General features: G+C 71.2%; 13 protein-coding genes. 7 read left to right on the top strand and 6 right to left on the bottom strand.

Going from position 1 to position 13,252, the window contains the following annotated elements; translation table 11 throughout:
- Window positions 1-52: 52 nt before the first annotated feature.
- The 7 genes from ACG04Q_RS01840 (at window position 53) to ACG04Q_RS01870 (ending at window position 7,428) form a co-directional block, all read left to right on the top strand.
- Window positions 53-589: an ECF-type sigma factor gene (locus ACG04Q_RS01840; RefSeq protein ID WP_394509104.1), complete on the top strand. Its 537-nt coding sequence runs from the start codon at window positions 53-55 to the stop codon at window positions 587-589.
- Between the two features lie 154 nt (window positions 590-743).
- Window positions 744-3,305: a protein kinase domain-containing protein gene (locus tag ACG04Q_RS01845; RefSeq protein WP_394509105.1), complete on the top strand. Its 2,562-nt coding sequence runs from the start codon at window positions 744-746 to the stop codon at window positions 3,303-3,305.
- Window positions 3,306-3,315: 10 nt separating this feature from the next.
- Entirely contained in the window at window positions 3,316-3,603 is a 288-nt protein-coding gene (locus ACG04Q_RS01850) for a hypothetical protein (protein ID WP_394509106.1), read from the top strand.
- Between the two features lie 104 nt (window positions 3,604-3,707).
- Window positions 3,708-5,117 carry a M16 family metallopeptidase gene (locus tag ACG04Q_RS01855; protein WP_394509107.1) on the top strand — a complete coding sequence of 470 codons (1,410 nt, stop codon included), beginning with the start codon at window positions 3,708-3,710 and terminating at the stop codon, window positions 5,115-5,117.
- 17 nt (window positions 5,118-5,134) lie between these two features.
- Window positions 5,135-6,541: a M16 family metallopeptidase gene (locus tag ACG04Q_RS01860; protein WP_394509108.1), complete on the top strand. Its 1,407-nt coding sequence runs from the start codon at window positions 5,135-5,137 to the stop codon at window positions 6,539-6,541.
- A 76-nt stretch (window positions 6,542-6,617) separates the two neighbouring features.
- Window positions 6,618-6,986, top strand: a complete 369-nt coding sequence (locus ACG04Q_RS01865) for a VOC family protein (protein WP_394509109.1) — start codon at window positions 6,618-6,620, stop codon at window positions 6,984-6,986.
- 64 nt (window positions 6,987-7,050) lie between these two features.
- On the top strand, window positions 7,051-7,428 hold the full coding sequence (locus ACG04Q_RS01870; RefSeq protein ID WP_394509110.1) for a hypothetical protein: 378 nt from the start codon (window positions 7,051-7,053) through the stop codon (window positions 7,426-7,428).
- Window positions 7,429-7,459: 31 nt separating this feature from the next.
- Here ACG04Q_RS01870 and ACG04Q_RS01875 read toward each other — a convergent pair whose 3' ends face one another.
- The 6 genes from ACG04Q_RS01875 to ACG04Q_RS01900 form a co-directional block, all read right to left on the bottom strand.
- Window positions 7,460-8,044, bottom strand: coding sequence for a hemerythrin domain-containing protein (locus ACG04Q_RS01875; protein ID WP_394509111.1), 585 nt, complete (start codon window positions 8,042-8,044; stop codon window positions 7,460-7,462).
- A gap of 85 nt (window positions 8,045-8,129) precedes the next feature.
- Complete coding sequence (locus ACG04Q_RS01880; RefSeq protein WP_394509112.1) at window positions 8,130-8,531, bottom strand: hypothetical protein; 402 nt, start codon at window positions 8,529-8,531, stop codon at window positions 8,130-8,132.
- A 26-nt stretch (window positions 8,532-8,557) separates the two neighbouring features.
- Window positions 8,558-10,312, bottom strand: a complete 1,755-nt coding sequence (gene aceK, locus ACG04Q_RS01885; protein WP_394509113.1) for a bifunctional isocitrate dehydrogenase kinase/phosphatase — start codon at window positions 10,310-10,312, stop codon at window positions 8,558-8,560.
- A gap of 14 nt (window positions 10,313-10,326) precedes the next feature.
- Complete coding sequence (gene can, locus ACG04Q_RS01890; RefSeq protein ID WP_394509114.1) at window positions 10,327-10,995, bottom strand: carbonate dehydratase; 669 nt, start codon at window positions 10,993-10,995, stop codon at window positions 10,327-10,329.
- Window positions 10,996-11,018: 23 nt separating this feature from the next.
- Window positions 11,019-12,197 (bottom strand): isovaleryl-CoA dehydrogenase, encoded by a 1,179-nt coding sequence (locus ACG04Q_RS01895; RefSeq protein ID WP_394509115.1) that lies wholly within the window; start codon window positions 12,195-12,197, stop codon window positions 11,019-11,021.
- 90 nt (window positions 12,198-12,287) lie between these two features.
- Window positions 12,288-13,184, bottom strand: a complete 897-nt coding sequence (locus tag ACG04Q_RS01900) for a LysR family transcriptional regulator (RefSeq protein ID WP_394509116.1) — start codon at window positions 13,182-13,184, stop codon at window positions 12,288-12,290.
- Window positions 13,185-13,252: the final 68 nt, after the last annotated feature.

A 13,252-nucleotide genomic window follows, 5' to 3' on the forward strand; every position in this document is an offset into this window, starting at 1 on the left:
GCACATCCTGGGGAGGGACAGCGCCGCGCCCCGATGCCAGCATGCCTGTGACATGACCTCCGACATCACGTTGCTGCTGCACCAGCTCTCGGCCGGCGACGCCGCCGCCCGCGACCGCCTCTACACGGCGCTGTACCCCGAACTCAAGCGCCTGGCGCGCAGCCACCTGGCCGGCCATGCACCGATGACGCTGGAACCCGCCGCGCTGATCCACGAGGTGTGGCTGAAGAGCGCGGGCCAGGAGGCGGCGCTGCACCGCGGCCAGTTCTTCGCGCATGCCAGCAAGGTCATGCGCAGCGTCATCGTGGATCACCTGCGCGAGCGCCACGCCGACAAGCGCGGCGGCGGCGCGCAGGTGACGCTGTCCACCACCGCGCTGGAGCAGCTGGTACCGCCCGACGTGCTGAAGCTGGACGACGTGCTGCAGACGCTGGCGCGCGCCGACGAGCGCGCGCACCGCGTCGTCGAGATGCGCTTCTTCGGCGGGCTGGAGATGGAGGAGATCGCGCAGGCACTGGACGTCTCGCTGCCCACGGTCAAGCGCGACTGGCGCAAGGCGCGGGCCTTCCTCTTCGACGCGTTGACATGAGGCCCCTCGCCCGGTCTTGCCCTGCTGAACGCAGGTGCGCCCAGCCGGTCCCCCGAGGGGATGACGACGCTTGCGGCGCCGAGCCGCAAGCACGTCGCCCGACGGGCCGGCTCGGGAGCGGCCCAGCGCCCGGCCCGCATCGAATACTTGCCCCATGAACACGACCGACCACGCCGGCGCGCTGGCCGCCTTCGACGCGTGGCACGACGCGACGGCGCCCGAGCGCGAGGCGCTGCTGACGCGGCTGACGCCCGCGCAGCGCGAACGGCTGCAGGCCCTGATCAACGCCGACCAGGCCGCCGACGCGCAGGACTTTCTCGCCGAGCCCGCGCGGCTGCCCGCGCCCCCCGAACTGGCCGGCCAGGTGCTGGGCGCGTGGACGCTGGTGGCGCCGCTGGGCAGCGGCGGCATGGGCGAGGTGTGGCGCGCGCGGCGCAGCGACGGCGCGCATGGCGGCGAGGCCGCCATCAAGCTGCTGCACAGCCCGTGGCGTGGCGAGGCGGCGCGGGCGCGCTTTCGCCGCGAGGGCGAGTTGCTGGCGCGGCTGGCGCACCCGCACATCGCGCGGCTGCTGGACATCGGCGAGGCGCCGCTGGGCGGCCTGCCGGCGCGCTACCTGGTGCTGGAGCTGGTGGACGGCGAGCGCATCGACGCCTGGTGCGACGCGCGCGGGCAGGGCGAGGCGGCGCGGCTGCGGCTGTTCCTGCAGGTGTGCGACGCCGTGGCCCACGCGCACACGCGGCTGGTGGTGCACCGCGACCTCAAGCCCGGCAACGTGCTCGTGACGGCCGAGGGCGACGTGAAGCTGCTGGACTTCGGCGTCGCCAAGCTGCTGGCCGAGGACGACACCGGCGCGGCGCTGACGCAGCAGGCTGCGGCCGGCCTGACGCCCGAGTACGCGGCGCCCGAGCAGCTGCGCGGCGAACCGGTCGGCACCGCCACCGACGTCTTCGCGCTGGGTCGGCTGCTGTGCCTGCTGCTGACCGGGCGGCGCCAGCCCTCGGCCGCGCTGCGCGGCGACCTGGCGCTCGTCGTCGCGCGGGCGCTGAAGGAGCGCCCCGAGGACCGCTACGCCGGCGCCGGCGCGCTGGCCGACGACGTGCGTGCCTACCTGTCGCACCGGCCCGTCGCCGCCCGCCCGGACTCGCTGGCCTACCGCAGCGCCAGGTTCGCGCGCCGCTACCGGCTGCAACTGGCCGCGCTGGCGCTGGTGCTGGCCAGCCTCGTCGCCGGCGTGGCTGCCACCACCTGGCAGTGGCAGCAGGCGCGGCTGGAGGCCCAGCGCACACGCCGCGTGCAGAGCGTGTTGACCGAGCTCCTGGCGGGGCTCAGCCCCGACGCGTCCGGCAGCGCCACCGTGCCGATGATCGAGCTGCTCCGCCGCAGCTGGGCCGAAGCGAAGCACCGCCTGGCGGGCGACCCCGCGCTGCTGGCCGACGTGGCCCGGCCGCTGGGCCTGCTGCTGGTGCAGAACGGCGACCCGGCGCAGGCGCGCGAGGCGCTGCAGCTCAGCCGCTCGCAGGCGCTGCGCGATGGCCGCGAGGCCACCATCGAGCAGCGCGAGGTGGCTTTCGAGCTGGCCACCGTGCTGCAGCGGCTGGGCGAGCCGCTGCAGGCGCAGGCGCTGCTGCGCGGGCTGGCCGCATCGGGCAGTGACGACTTCGAGCTGTTCGCGCGCGTCGCCCTCGGCGAGCTGGCGCTGGAGGCCGGCCAGCTTGCCGAAGCCCGCACGCAGCTGACGCAGAGCGCCGAGAAGGCACTGTCGCGGCACTCCGCCCGGCACCGCAGTTATGTGAAGGCGGCCGATCTGCTGGCCACCGTCGCCCGCGCCGAGGGCAAGTGGGACGAGGCCCGGCAGTGGTTCGCCGCCGTCGCTGCGGCGACGGCGTCCGAGCGGCCCGTGGATGCCGCCCTCGCGCGGCTGTCGGCCGCCACGCTGGAGGTGGAGCTGGGCCGCTACGCGACGGCCACGCCGCTGCTGGCCGACGCCGTCACGTCGCTGGAGCGGCTGCTGGGCGCCACGCACACGCAGACGCTGTATGCCCGGGCCTGGTGGGCATCGGCGCTGTTCCATCACGGCGAGACGGACGCCGCGCTGGCCCAGGCGCGTCGCGCGCTGGCCGACGCGCACGCCGACCCCGACCCCGACACCCAGCCGCTGCTGGCACTGACGCTGGCGCGGCTGACGCTGCGCGGCGGCCAGCCCAGCGCCGCCGAGGCGGCATTGCGCACCGCCTGGGCCTACTTCTCGGCACACCCTGGGGACACGTCGGCCTGGCGAGCGCAGTTGCTGCAGGGCGAAGCCGAGCTGCGCCGCGGCCGTGCGCAGCCCGCGCTGGACAGGCTGGCCGCCGCCGAGGCCGGCGGCGGCGCGGACCCGGCCGACCGCTGGCAGGGCCCGGCATTGCAGGGCCTGGCGCTGTTGGAACTGGGCCGGCTGGAAGACGCACGGCGCCAGTTGGCCGAGGCCGAGACGGCCGCCGACCTGGGCCTGCCCCCCGCACACCCCGACCGGCTGCGTGCCCAGGCGCTGGCCGCCGCGGCCGCGTGGGCCGCCGAGCCCGCAGCCCAGCGCCGCGCCCAGGCCGCGCTGGCACGCTACGGCCAGGCGCTGGACACCCGCGCCGATGCGGCCCGCGTGCGGGCCGAGCTGCAGGCCCTGTCCGCTTCCGCGCGCCCATCCCGGGCCGCCCTCCTCGCGCTGATGCGCTATTGAAAGGACTCCCATGCGCTGCATCAACTCCCTTGCCCTCGCCGCGCTGCTGGCCGCCAGCCTGGCGGCGCACGCCGGCGACGCCACACCCGCCAGCACCACCGCGGCCAAGGCCACCCCGGCCGCCAGCGCCACGGCCGCGGGCGGCGCCGGCAACACCGGCGGCGCACCTAAGACCGCTGGGTCCAACAGCGGCGTGGGCGACAGCAAGAGCACCAGCGGCCAGCAGATCAGCCCCAAGAAGCCCAAGTGCCCCGACCCGACCGTGGCCTGCCCGGCCGAGAAGGTCATCGGCAAGTAGGCTGGCCCACCGGCGGCGGCGGGCATGCCGGGGTAACCCGGTGTGCCATGCGGCACCCTGCGAGAAACGGCGGACACTGCGCGCCGTTCCTCACAGGAGATCCCATGTTGACCACCACCCGCCGCGCGGTGCTGGGCGCCATCAGCGCCGCCACGCTCGCGCTTGCCCTCAGCCCCGCCGTGGCCGCGCCGGCCGCCGACCGCTGGCAGATCCCCGTCCACACCAAGAGGCTGGCCAACGGACTGACCGTCGTCATCTCGCCCGACGCGAGCAGCCCCACCGTGGGCGTCAGCGTCGTCTACAAGGTGGGCATGCGACTGGAGCCGAAGAACCGCACCGGCTTCGCGCACCTGTTCGAGCACCTGATGTTCCAGGGCACGCCCAAGGCGCCCAAGGGCGTGTTCGACCAGGTCATCACGTCCGGCGGCGGCAACAACAACGGCTCCACGCGGCCCGACTTCACCAACTACATCGAGACGGCGCCGTCCTCGGCGCTGGCGACCATGCTGTGGCTGGAAGCCGACCGCATGACGACGCTGGACTTCAACCCGACGACGCTGAAGAACCAGCAGGACGTCGTGAAGGAGGAGATCCGCGTCAACGTGCAGAACCAGCCCTACGGCGGTTTCATGTGGCTGGACATCGGCTACCTGGCCTTCGACAAGTGGGAGAACAACCACGACGGCTACGGCAGCTTCGTGGACCTGGAGAACGCCACGCTGGACGACGTGCGCGCCTTCCACCGCGACTTCTACGGCCCCAACAACGCGGTGCTGTCCATCGCCGGCGACGTGACGCCGGCCCAGGGCTTCGCGCTGGCCGAGAAGTACTTCGGCAAGATCCCGGCCCGCCCGACGCCCAAGCCCACCGACTTCCGCGAAGGCCTGAACACGCAGGAGCGCCGCCTCACGCAGCCCGACAAGCTGGCCCAGGTGCCCGCCATCGCCGCGGCCTGGAAGCTGCCGGACCGCGGCAGCCGTGACCAGGCGCCGTTCGCCGTGCTGGGCCAGCTGCTGGCCGGCGGCGACGCGTCGCGGCTGTACCAGGGCCTCGTCAAGGGCCGCGAGCTGGCGCTGAACGTCAGCTCGCTGTACGGCCTCACCGGCGTGTGGGAGTACGACGGCCCCAGCCTCTTCACCGTGTTCGCGCTCTACAAGCCGACCACCGACGCCGACGCGCTGCTGGCCGGCATCGACGAGGAGGTGGCCCGCATCGTCAAGGACGGCGTGGACGACACGACGCTGAAGAACCTCAAGACCGCGCTGCTGGCCGACTGGTACAACGACCTGGAGATGTTCCTGCGCCGTGCCGACCGGCTGGCCAAGCTGCAGGCGCTGTGGGGCGACGCGAACGTCGTCAACAAGGTGCCCGGCTGGATCGAGGCCGTGACCTCGGCCGACGTGCAGCGCGTCGCCGCCACCTACCTGACCCGCGCCAACCGCTCGGTCATCGACCGCAAGCCCGCCGCCATGCTGGCCGCGCCCGCCGCCGCCAAGCCGGCCTCGCAACCCTGATGCCCGGAGCCGCCGACATGAACAAGCTCTCCCTCATCGCCGCCGCCTGCGTGCTCGCCAGCGCCGCCCAGGCCGCCACCGTCACCCTGCCCGCCGAGCTGCCGCCGTTCGGCAAGGACAAGCCGCTGGCCGTGCCCAACATCACGCAGAAGACGCTGCCCAACGGGTTGCAGGTGTGGGTGGTGCCGCGCATGGGCATCCCGCGCGTGGACTACGTGCTGGCCGTGCGCGGTGCCGGCTTCGGCGCCGACGCGGCAGACGCGCCCGGCCGCGCCAAGCTGCTGGCGGGCCTGCTGTCCGAAGGCACGAAGAAGCGGTCGTCCAAGGAGATCGCCGAGGCCGCGCAGGCCATGGGCGGCTCGCTGGGCGCCGGCGCGGCCAACGACGGCATCAGCGTCTACGGCAACGCACTGGCCTCCCATGCCGGCGCCATGCTGCAGCTGCTGGCCGACGTGGCCCGCCAGCCGGCCTTCCCCGACGCCGAGGTGCAGCTCGCCAAGACCAACGCGCTGCAGGGCCTGAAGGCCGCCAGCACGCAGCCGGGCTTCCGCGCCGCCAAGGCGCTGGACGGCGCCATCTACGGCGACCACGCCTACGGCCGCACGCAGGAAACCGCGGACGCGATCAACGCCGTGACGGCCGACGGCCTGCGTGCCGAGCATGCGCGGCGCTTCCGCCCGGACCGGGCGCTGCTGGTCATAACCGGCCGCATCGACGCCGCCACGGCGCTGAAGCTCGCGCAGGCCAGCTTCGGCGACTGGCAGGCCAGCGGCGACGCGCTGCCCGAGCTGCCGCAGCCGCGCGCCACCGCGCCGGCGCAGCGCCTGCTGCTGGAGCGCCCGGGCAGCGTGCAGGCCACGCTGCGCCTGGGCCGACCCGGCATTGCCGCCAGCGGCGACGAGCAGGTGGCGCTGCGGCTGGCCAGCACCGTCATCGGCACCGGCTTCTCCAGCCGCCTGAACCAGAACCTGCGCGAGGAGAAGGGCTACACCTACGGCGCCCGCGCGGGCGGCGTGTCCTGGCGCGCCGGCGGCGCCATCACCGGCGGCGCCGATGTGCGCAACGAGGTGACGGCCGCCGCGATGACGGAGTACGTCAAGGAGTACGAGCGCTTGGGCGCCGAGCCGGTGCCCGAGGCCGAGCTGGCGATGAACAAGCGCTACATGGCCGGCAGCTACCTCGTCAGCACGCAGCTGCAGGGCTCGGTGGGCCGCCAGCTCGCGGGCAACTGGCTGGTGGGCCTGCCGGCCGAGTTCCTCGGCAACTTCGTGCCGGCGCTGCAGAAGGTGACGGCGGCGCAGGTGCAGGCCGTCGGCAGGAAGTACTTCAACCCGGCCGAGCAGAGCTGGGTGGTGGTGGGCGACTCGGCCAAGATCGCCGAGCAGCTGAAGGGCTTCGGCGAGTTCACCGTCGTCAAACCCTGAGGCCGCGCGCGGGCTGCTGACACGCCATGTCAGCGCCCGCGCCGAGCATGGCGGTCCACCACTCAGGGAGACCGCCATGCAACCCGACTGCCTCATCCTCTACGTGCACAGCCCCGCCGAGAGCGTGCTGTTCTATCGATCGCTGCTGGGCCGCGAGCCCGTCGAGCAGAGCCCCAACTTCGCGATGTTCATGCTGAACGACCGCACCATGCTGGGCCTGTGGGCGGCGCACGACGTGCAACCCGCCGGCGGCCAGCGCGGCGGCGGCGCAGAGATCGGCATCACCGTGGCCACCGACACCGAGGTGCAGGCCGCCTGCGCCGCCTGGAAGACGGCCGGCTGGCCCGTGCTGCAGGCGCCCACGGCGCTGGACTTCGGCTACACGGCCGTGACGGCCGACCCGGACGGGCACCGCGTGCGGGTATTCCGGCCGACGCAGGGCTGATGGCGCCGTGCAGGCGCGTCGTTATATTCCGGCACCTTTTCCACGGAACTTCTCGATGACGACGATGCGCCTCGCGCTCCTGCCCCTGGGTCTGCTGCTGGCCGCCGCGCCGGTGCTGGCCCAGCAGGCCCCGACCGCCTTTCCGCCGGCCACCGCGCCCAGCACGGTGTGCAGCGGGCCAGCCCCGCAGATCCCCGTCATCGACTGGCGCGGCAAGGCCAGCTATGCCGCGAAGGCAAAGACCAAGGACGGCCGCGTCGTGGCCATCGAGGTCCGCGCGCTGACCGCCGGCATCGACCGGCGCTCGCAGCGCGCGCTCGTGCAGGCCGTGTCCGAGTCGCTGCGCAGCGCCCGCTGCGAGCCGGGCGAGCATGTGTTCGAGCAGACCTTCTCGTTCGAACTGCCCGCGGCCGCCGAACCGGCATCGGCCGCGAGCCGCTGAGGCCACGCGCCCGGACGCAAGTTCAGCGCCTTCAGCGCGTGCGCCGCGGTTTGCTCTTGCCGCGCAGCTGGGCGCCGGCATCGGCGTTGCCCCGCGTGGCGGGCTTGTCGGCCGCCGGCCTGGCCGGCTTCACCAGGCCGGTCGCCGCGGACACGGCCACGGTCTGGAACTCCGCCGCGTAGTGCTTGCGCATGCGCACGATCTCGCGCTTGTACTTGCCGGCAAGCTGCGCCTTCTTCGCGTCGGACAGCAGCCGGCCGGCGACGTGGAAGAACTTGGACTCCTCTTCCTTCAGGTGGTGGCGCACCTTGAAGCTCAGCAGCTTGGCCGTCGCGATCCAGCCGTCCTGCTGCTTGTCGGGCACCGACAGGTCCTCCAGCAGTTCGTCCACCTGGTGATGTTCGTGCAAGGCGTGGCGCGATGAGTCGAGCCCGCCGTCCTCCATCAGCAGCGGCACGTAGAGATGGCGCTCCTCGGCGGCCGCGTGCGCCATCAGCTCGACCTTGAGCTGCAGGAACAGCAGCTGGCGTGCCGCCATGTCGCCGCGCGACGCGGTGAGCTTGCGGCACAGGTCGCGCTGGATGTCGTGGCTTTCGCGGATGGCGTCGAAGATCATGCGGCGCCTCTAGGGCTGAGATGCGATGGGGGCCATGGTGAACGGCTTGGGAGCTCGCGTCTGTCAGACTGGGCCGCTTGAGCGCCTACGGCTCATCACGACGTCTGAAGTGCCAGAAGACAGCCACAGAAGCGCCGATGGATGCCCCCAGAAACAGCATCGGAAACATCAGTCCGATGGTGTTGCCCTCCTCGGCATCAGGCCCCAGGCCCGGACTGGTGGCGGCGACAAGAACAGCCAGCACGCCGCCTACGACCAGCAATGGGAACAACCACCGTACCCATCGCCGGCCGTCCACCAGCCAGTACCCCATCAAGCCAGGCGCCAGCAGAAAGCTGGTCACGAACAGCAGACCTCCCGAGCCACTGTCTTCAGCAGCACTTCCATGCCCCGCCGAGGTGAGCCACAGGAGCGTGATGGTGAGGAAGCTGAAACCCCAGCAGGCGATGGCGATGAGCCAGATATGAAGCGGTGTCTTGCGTGTCATGCGGGGCGGGGCGCGTCAATGCACGGTCAGTTTCCGCCGCGGGGAAACCGCCTGGTGGGGTCGTACGGGAACACATCGTGCACATGGCCCGCGAGGATGCGGTCCTTGTGCGCCTGCCAGAAGTCGGCGTCCAGCAGGTCGGCGTGATGCCGCATGAGCGCCTCGCGCACCTGCGGGTTGCCAAGCAGGAAGGGCGCGAACGTCTCGGGGAACACGTCGCGCGGCGCGACCGGCCACCAGACCTCGCCGGACATGGCTTCCTCCTCGTTGCGCGGGGCGGGCACGCGGCGGAAGTTGCAGTCGGTGAGGTACTCGATCTCGTCGTAGTCGTAGAACACGACCTTGCCGTGGCGGGTCACGCCGAAGTTCTTCCACAGCATGTCGCCGGGAAAGATGTTGGCGGCCACCAGGTCCTTGATCGCGTTGCCGTACTCGATGACGGCGCGCTCGAGCTGCTCGGGCGTGGCGTCCTGCAGGTAGAGGTTGAGCGGCACCATGCGGCGCTCGATGTAGACGTGGCGGATGACGAGGTCGTCGCCGCTCTCCTCGATCAGGCTGGGGCAGAAGTGGCGCAGCTCGGCCAGCAGCTCGTCGCCAAAGCGCTGGCGCGGGAAAGCGACGCGCGTGTACTCCAGCGTGTCGGCCATGCGGCCCACGCGGTCGTGCGCCTTCACGAGGCGGTACTTGGCCTGCACCTGCTCGCGCGTGGTGTCCTTGGGCGGCGGGAAGAAGTCCTTGATGACCTTGAACACGAAGGGATAGCTGGGCAGGTCGAACACCAGCATGACCATGCCCTTGATGCCCGGCGCGATGCGGAACTTGTCCGACGAATGCCGCAGGTGGGCGAGGAAGTCGCGGTAGAACAGCGCCTTGCCCTGCTTCTGCAGGCCCAGCGCCGCGTAGATCTCGGAGCGCGGCTTGCGCGGCATCAGCGCGCGCAGGAAGGCGACATAGGCGCTGGGCACCTCCATGTCGACGAGGAAGTAGGCGCGTGCGAAGCTGAACAGGCCCAGCAGGTCGTCCTCGCCGAACAGCGCCGTGTCGATGAAGAAGCGGCCGTCGTCGCGGCGCAGGATGGGCAGCGCGAAAGGCGTTTCGGTGAAGCCGTTGATGAGCCGGCCGACGACGTAGGCGCCCTTGTTGCGATAGAACAGGCTGGACAGCACCTGCAGCTGGAAGTTGGCCCGCCAGCGGAACTCGCCCAGCCGCGCCAGCACGGCCGCCAGCACGCGCTCGGCGTCGCGCGGCAGATCGACGAACTCACCCTGCAGCTGGAAGTTGGTGATGACGCGCTGCAGCGTGTCGCTCAGCGTGTCGGGCGTCGGGTAGTAGGCGCGGTAGGTGGGCCGCGCGCCGGGCTCGTCGTTCTCGATGTACTCGGTGGAGATGGCCGGCCGCACGAAGATGAAGTCGTTGCGGAAGTAGGCGTGGTGCAGCAGCCGCGTGCACACCGAGTTGAAGAAGGTCTCGGCCAGCTCGGGCTGGTGGTGGTCAGTCAGCAGCCCGATGTAGTGCAGCTTGACCTGCTGCCAGACGTCCGGCGCCAGCGTGGCGGCCATGAAGCGCTGCGCCAGCAGCGCCACCGTCTCGGCGACCCGGGTGTCGTAGAACTCGATGCGCAGCGCCTGCGCGCGCTGCTGGCCGGCCCAGTCGCCGCACTCGAAACGGGCCTTGGCCTCGCGCGAGGCGGCGCGGAACAGGCGGTAGTGGTGGTCGAACCCGTCCAGCAGCGCCTGGGCGATGTCGAAGGCGCGGGTGTCGGTGAGCCGGGTCGGGAACATCCGACCGACTCTACTCAGGCATAGCGCAGCTTGACGTTGGCCAGCGCGCGGCGGTAGGCCGGGTCGACATCGTCGGCCTTGCCCGCCGTCAGCGCCAGGTCTTCCAGCAGGCCGTTGTGCAGGCCGTAGACCCAGCCGTGCACAACCACCTCCTGGCCGCGTGCCCAGGCGTCCTGCACGACGGTGGTGTGGCACGCGTTGCGGGCCTGCTCCAGCACGTTGAGCTCGCAAAGCGCGTCCACGCGCCGGGCCTCAGGCACCGTGTACAGCCACTCGCTGTGCATGTGGCGCACGTCCTGCACGTGGCGGATCCAGTTCTCCACCAGGCCCACGCGCAGGTCATGCAGCGCCGCCTTCACGCCGCCGCAGTTGCTGTGGCCGACGACGATGATGTGCTTGACCTTCAGGTGGTCCACCGCGAACTGCATGACCGACAGCGCGTTCAGGTCGGAATGCACGACGACATTGGCGACGTTGCGGTGCACGAACAGCTCGCCCGGCAGCAGGTCCACCAGCTCGTTGGCCGGCACGCGGCTGTCGGCGCAGCCAATCCACAGGTACTGCGGCGTCTGCTGCTTCAGCAGACGCGAGAAAAAGCCCGGCTCGTGCGACTCGGTCTCCGCGGCCCAACGCTTGTTGTTGTCGAGCAGATCCTGGAGTTCGTGGTTGGGTGCATTCGTCATCCGGGCATTTTCTCAGCCAGGAGTTACATCGTCTCGGCAAACAGCTCGCGGCCGATCAGCATGCGGCGGATCTCGCTCGTGCCCGCGCCGATTTCGTAGAGCTTCGCGTCACGCCAGAGGCGCCCCAGCGGGTACTCGTTGATGTAGCCGTTGCCGCCGAAGATCTGCACGCCCTCGCCGGCCATCCAGGTGGCCTTCTCGGCCGTCCACAGGATGACGCTGGCGCAGTCCTTGCGCACCTGGCGCACATGCTCGGCGCCCAGCATGTCGAGGTTCTTGGCCACCGTGTAGGCAAAGCTGCGCGCGGCCTGCAGCACGGTGTACATGTCGGCCACCTTGCCCTGGATGAGCTGGAACTCGCCGATGCTCTGGCCGAACTGCTTGCGGTCGTGGATGTACGGGATCACGTTGTCCATCACGCTCTGCATGATCCCGAGCGGCCCGCCGGTCAGCACGGCGCGCTCGTAGTCCAGGCCCGACATCAGCACCTTGGCGCCGCCGTTCACCGCGCCCAGCACGTTCTCGGCTGGCACCTCGACGTTGTTGAACACCAGCTCGCCGGTGTGGCTGCCGCGCATGCCCAGCTTGTCGAGCTTCTGCGCGATGCTGAAGCCCTTCATGCCCTTCTCGATGAGGAAGGCCGTCACGCCGCGCGCGCCCAGCTCGGGCTCGGTCTTGGCGTAGACCACCAGCGTGTCGGCGTCGGGGCCGTTGGTGATCCACATCTTGCTGCCGTTCAGCACGTAGACGCCGCCCTTGTCCTCGGCGCGCAGCTTCATGCTCAGCACGTCGGAGCCGGCACCCGGCTCGCTCATCGCCAGCGCGCCGACATGCTCGCCGCTGATGAGCTTGGGCAGGTACTTGGCGCGCTGCGCGTCGTTGCCGTTGCGCTTGATCTGGTTCACGCACAGGTTGCTGTGCGCGCCGTAGGACAGGCCCACCGACGCGCTGGCGCGGCTGATCTCCTCCATCGCCACCATGTGGGCCAGGTAGCCCATGTTTGCGCCGCCGTATTCCTCCGGCACGGTGATGCCCAGCACGCCCAGGTCGCCCAGCTTGCGCCACAGGTCCATCGGGAACTGGTCGCTGCGGTCGATCTCGGCCGCGCGGGGCGCGATCTCCTCGTCGGCGAACGCGCGCACGGCGTCGCGCAGCGCGTCGATGTCTTCACCGAGCTGGAAGTTCAGGCCGGGCAGATTCATGGTCGGGTCTCCTGCTGTCGCCCCATCCGGCGCCCGCTCGTGCCGGGCCCGTCGGGCGGTTTAATTGACGTAAACGTCAACTGTAGCAACTCAGGCCGCGGCGTCGGCCGGCTGCGGCAGCAGGCGGCTGACCAGCGGGTGGACGATCTTCTTGTCCGTGCCCACCGCATAGAACGACTCCTCCACGCCGGCGCAGTCGCCCACGCGCACCAGGCCATCGCGCTGCACCAGCTTGTCGCTCATGACCGCGGCCGCCGGGAACACGCCCATGCCCGCGGCACCGAAGGTGGCCAGCAGCGCGCTGTCCTCGAACTCGCCGGCCACCTTGGCGCGCACGCCGTGGCGCTCCAGCCAGTGGTCCAGCCGCACGCGCACGGCGGCATGGTCCGTGGGCAGCAGCAGCGGCACGTCGGCCAGCGACGCGGGGAAGTTGCGCGCCGCCGCCTCGGCCCAGCGCGGCGCGGCAAACCAGGCCATCGGCGAGCTGCCCAGCGCATGGCTGTAGACGCGCAGGTTGGGGTTGGGCGGCGCCGGGCGGTCGGCCAGCACCACGTCCAGCCGGTGCAGCGCCAGGTCGCCCAGCAGGTCATCGAACTCGTCCTCGTGGCACAGCAGCCGCAGATGCGGCGTGTCGATGATGGGCGCCAGCAGCCGCTGCACCACCAGCTTGGGCAGCCCGTCGGAAATGCCCACCGCCAGCCGCACGGCCGGCGCCGTGGACGCATCGCGCACGCGCTCCGGCAGCGTCTCGCCCAGCGAGAAGATCTGCTCCGACACCTCCAGCGCCGCCTGCCCCGCGTCCGTCAGCATCAGCCCGCGACCGGCCGGCTTCAAGAGCGCCGCGCCCAGCGACTGCTCCAGCTCGCGCACCTGCGTGGACACCGTCTGCACCGACAGCCCCAGCCGCTCGGCCGCCCGCGTCAGCCCGCCCTCCTTGGCGACGGCCCAGAAGTAGTAGAGGTGGCGGTAGTTGAAGCTCATGCTCATTGGCGGCAACCCATCAAGTTATGCAGAAGAAATTCTTCGCCATTCTCTGCTTTTATTTGATGACACGC

The organism is Pelomonas lactea (assembly GCF_043555885.1).
GTDB lineage: Bacteria > Pseudomonadota > Gammaproteobacteria > Burkholderiales > Burkholderiaceae_C > Pelomonas > Pelomonas lactea.

Coding starts and splice junctions, on each gene's coding strand:
- ACG04Q_RS01840 (WP_394509104.1), top strand. CDS start 53: ATGACCTCCGACATCACGTTGCTGCTGCACCAGCTCTCGGCCGGCGAC.
- ACG04Q_RS01845 (WP_394509105.1), top strand. CDS start 744: ATGAACACGACCGACCACGCCGGCGCGCTGGCCGCCTTCGACGCGTGG.
- ACG04Q_RS01850 (WP_394509106.1), top strand. CDS start 3,316: ATGCGCTGCATCAACTCCCTTGCCCTCGCCGCGCTGCTGGCCGCCAGC.
- ACG04Q_RS01855 (WP_394509107.1), top strand. CDS start 3,708: ATGTTGACCACCACCCGCCGCGCGGTGCTGGGCGCCATCAGCGCCGCC.
- ACG04Q_RS01860 (WP_394509108.1), top strand. CDS start 5,135: ATGAACAAGCTCTCCCTCATCGCCGCCGCCTGCGTGCTCGCCAGCGCC.
- ACG04Q_RS01865 (WP_394509109.1), top strand. CDS start 6,618: ATGCAACCCGACTGCCTCATCCTCTACGTGCACAGCCCCGCCGAGAGC.
- ACG04Q_RS01870 (WP_394509110.1), top strand. CDS start 7,051: ATGCGCCTCGCGCTCCTGCCCCTGGGTCTGCTGCTGGCCGCCGCGCCG.
- ACG04Q_RS01875 (WP_394509111.1), bottom strand. CDS start 8,044: ATGATCTTCGACGCCATCCGCGAAAGCCACGACATCCAGCGCGACCTG.
- ACG04Q_RS01880 (WP_394509112.1), bottom strand. CDS start 8,531: ATGACACGCAAGACACCGCTTCATATCTGGCTCATCGCCATCGCCTGC.
- aceK (WP_394509113.1), bottom strand. CDS start 10,312: ATGTTCCCGACCCGGCTCACCGACACCCGCGCCTTCGACATCGCCCAG.
- can (WP_394509114.1), bottom strand. CDS start 10,995: ATGACGAATGCACCCAACCACGAACTCCAGGATCTGCTCGACAACAAC.
- ACG04Q_RS01895 (WP_394509115.1), bottom strand. CDS start 12,197: ATGAATCTGCCCGGCCTGAACTTCCAGCTCGGTGAAGACATCGACGCG.
- ACG04Q_RS01900 (WP_394509116.1), bottom strand. CDS start 13,184: ATGAGCATGAGCTTCAACTACCGCCACCTCTACTACTTCTGGGCCGTC.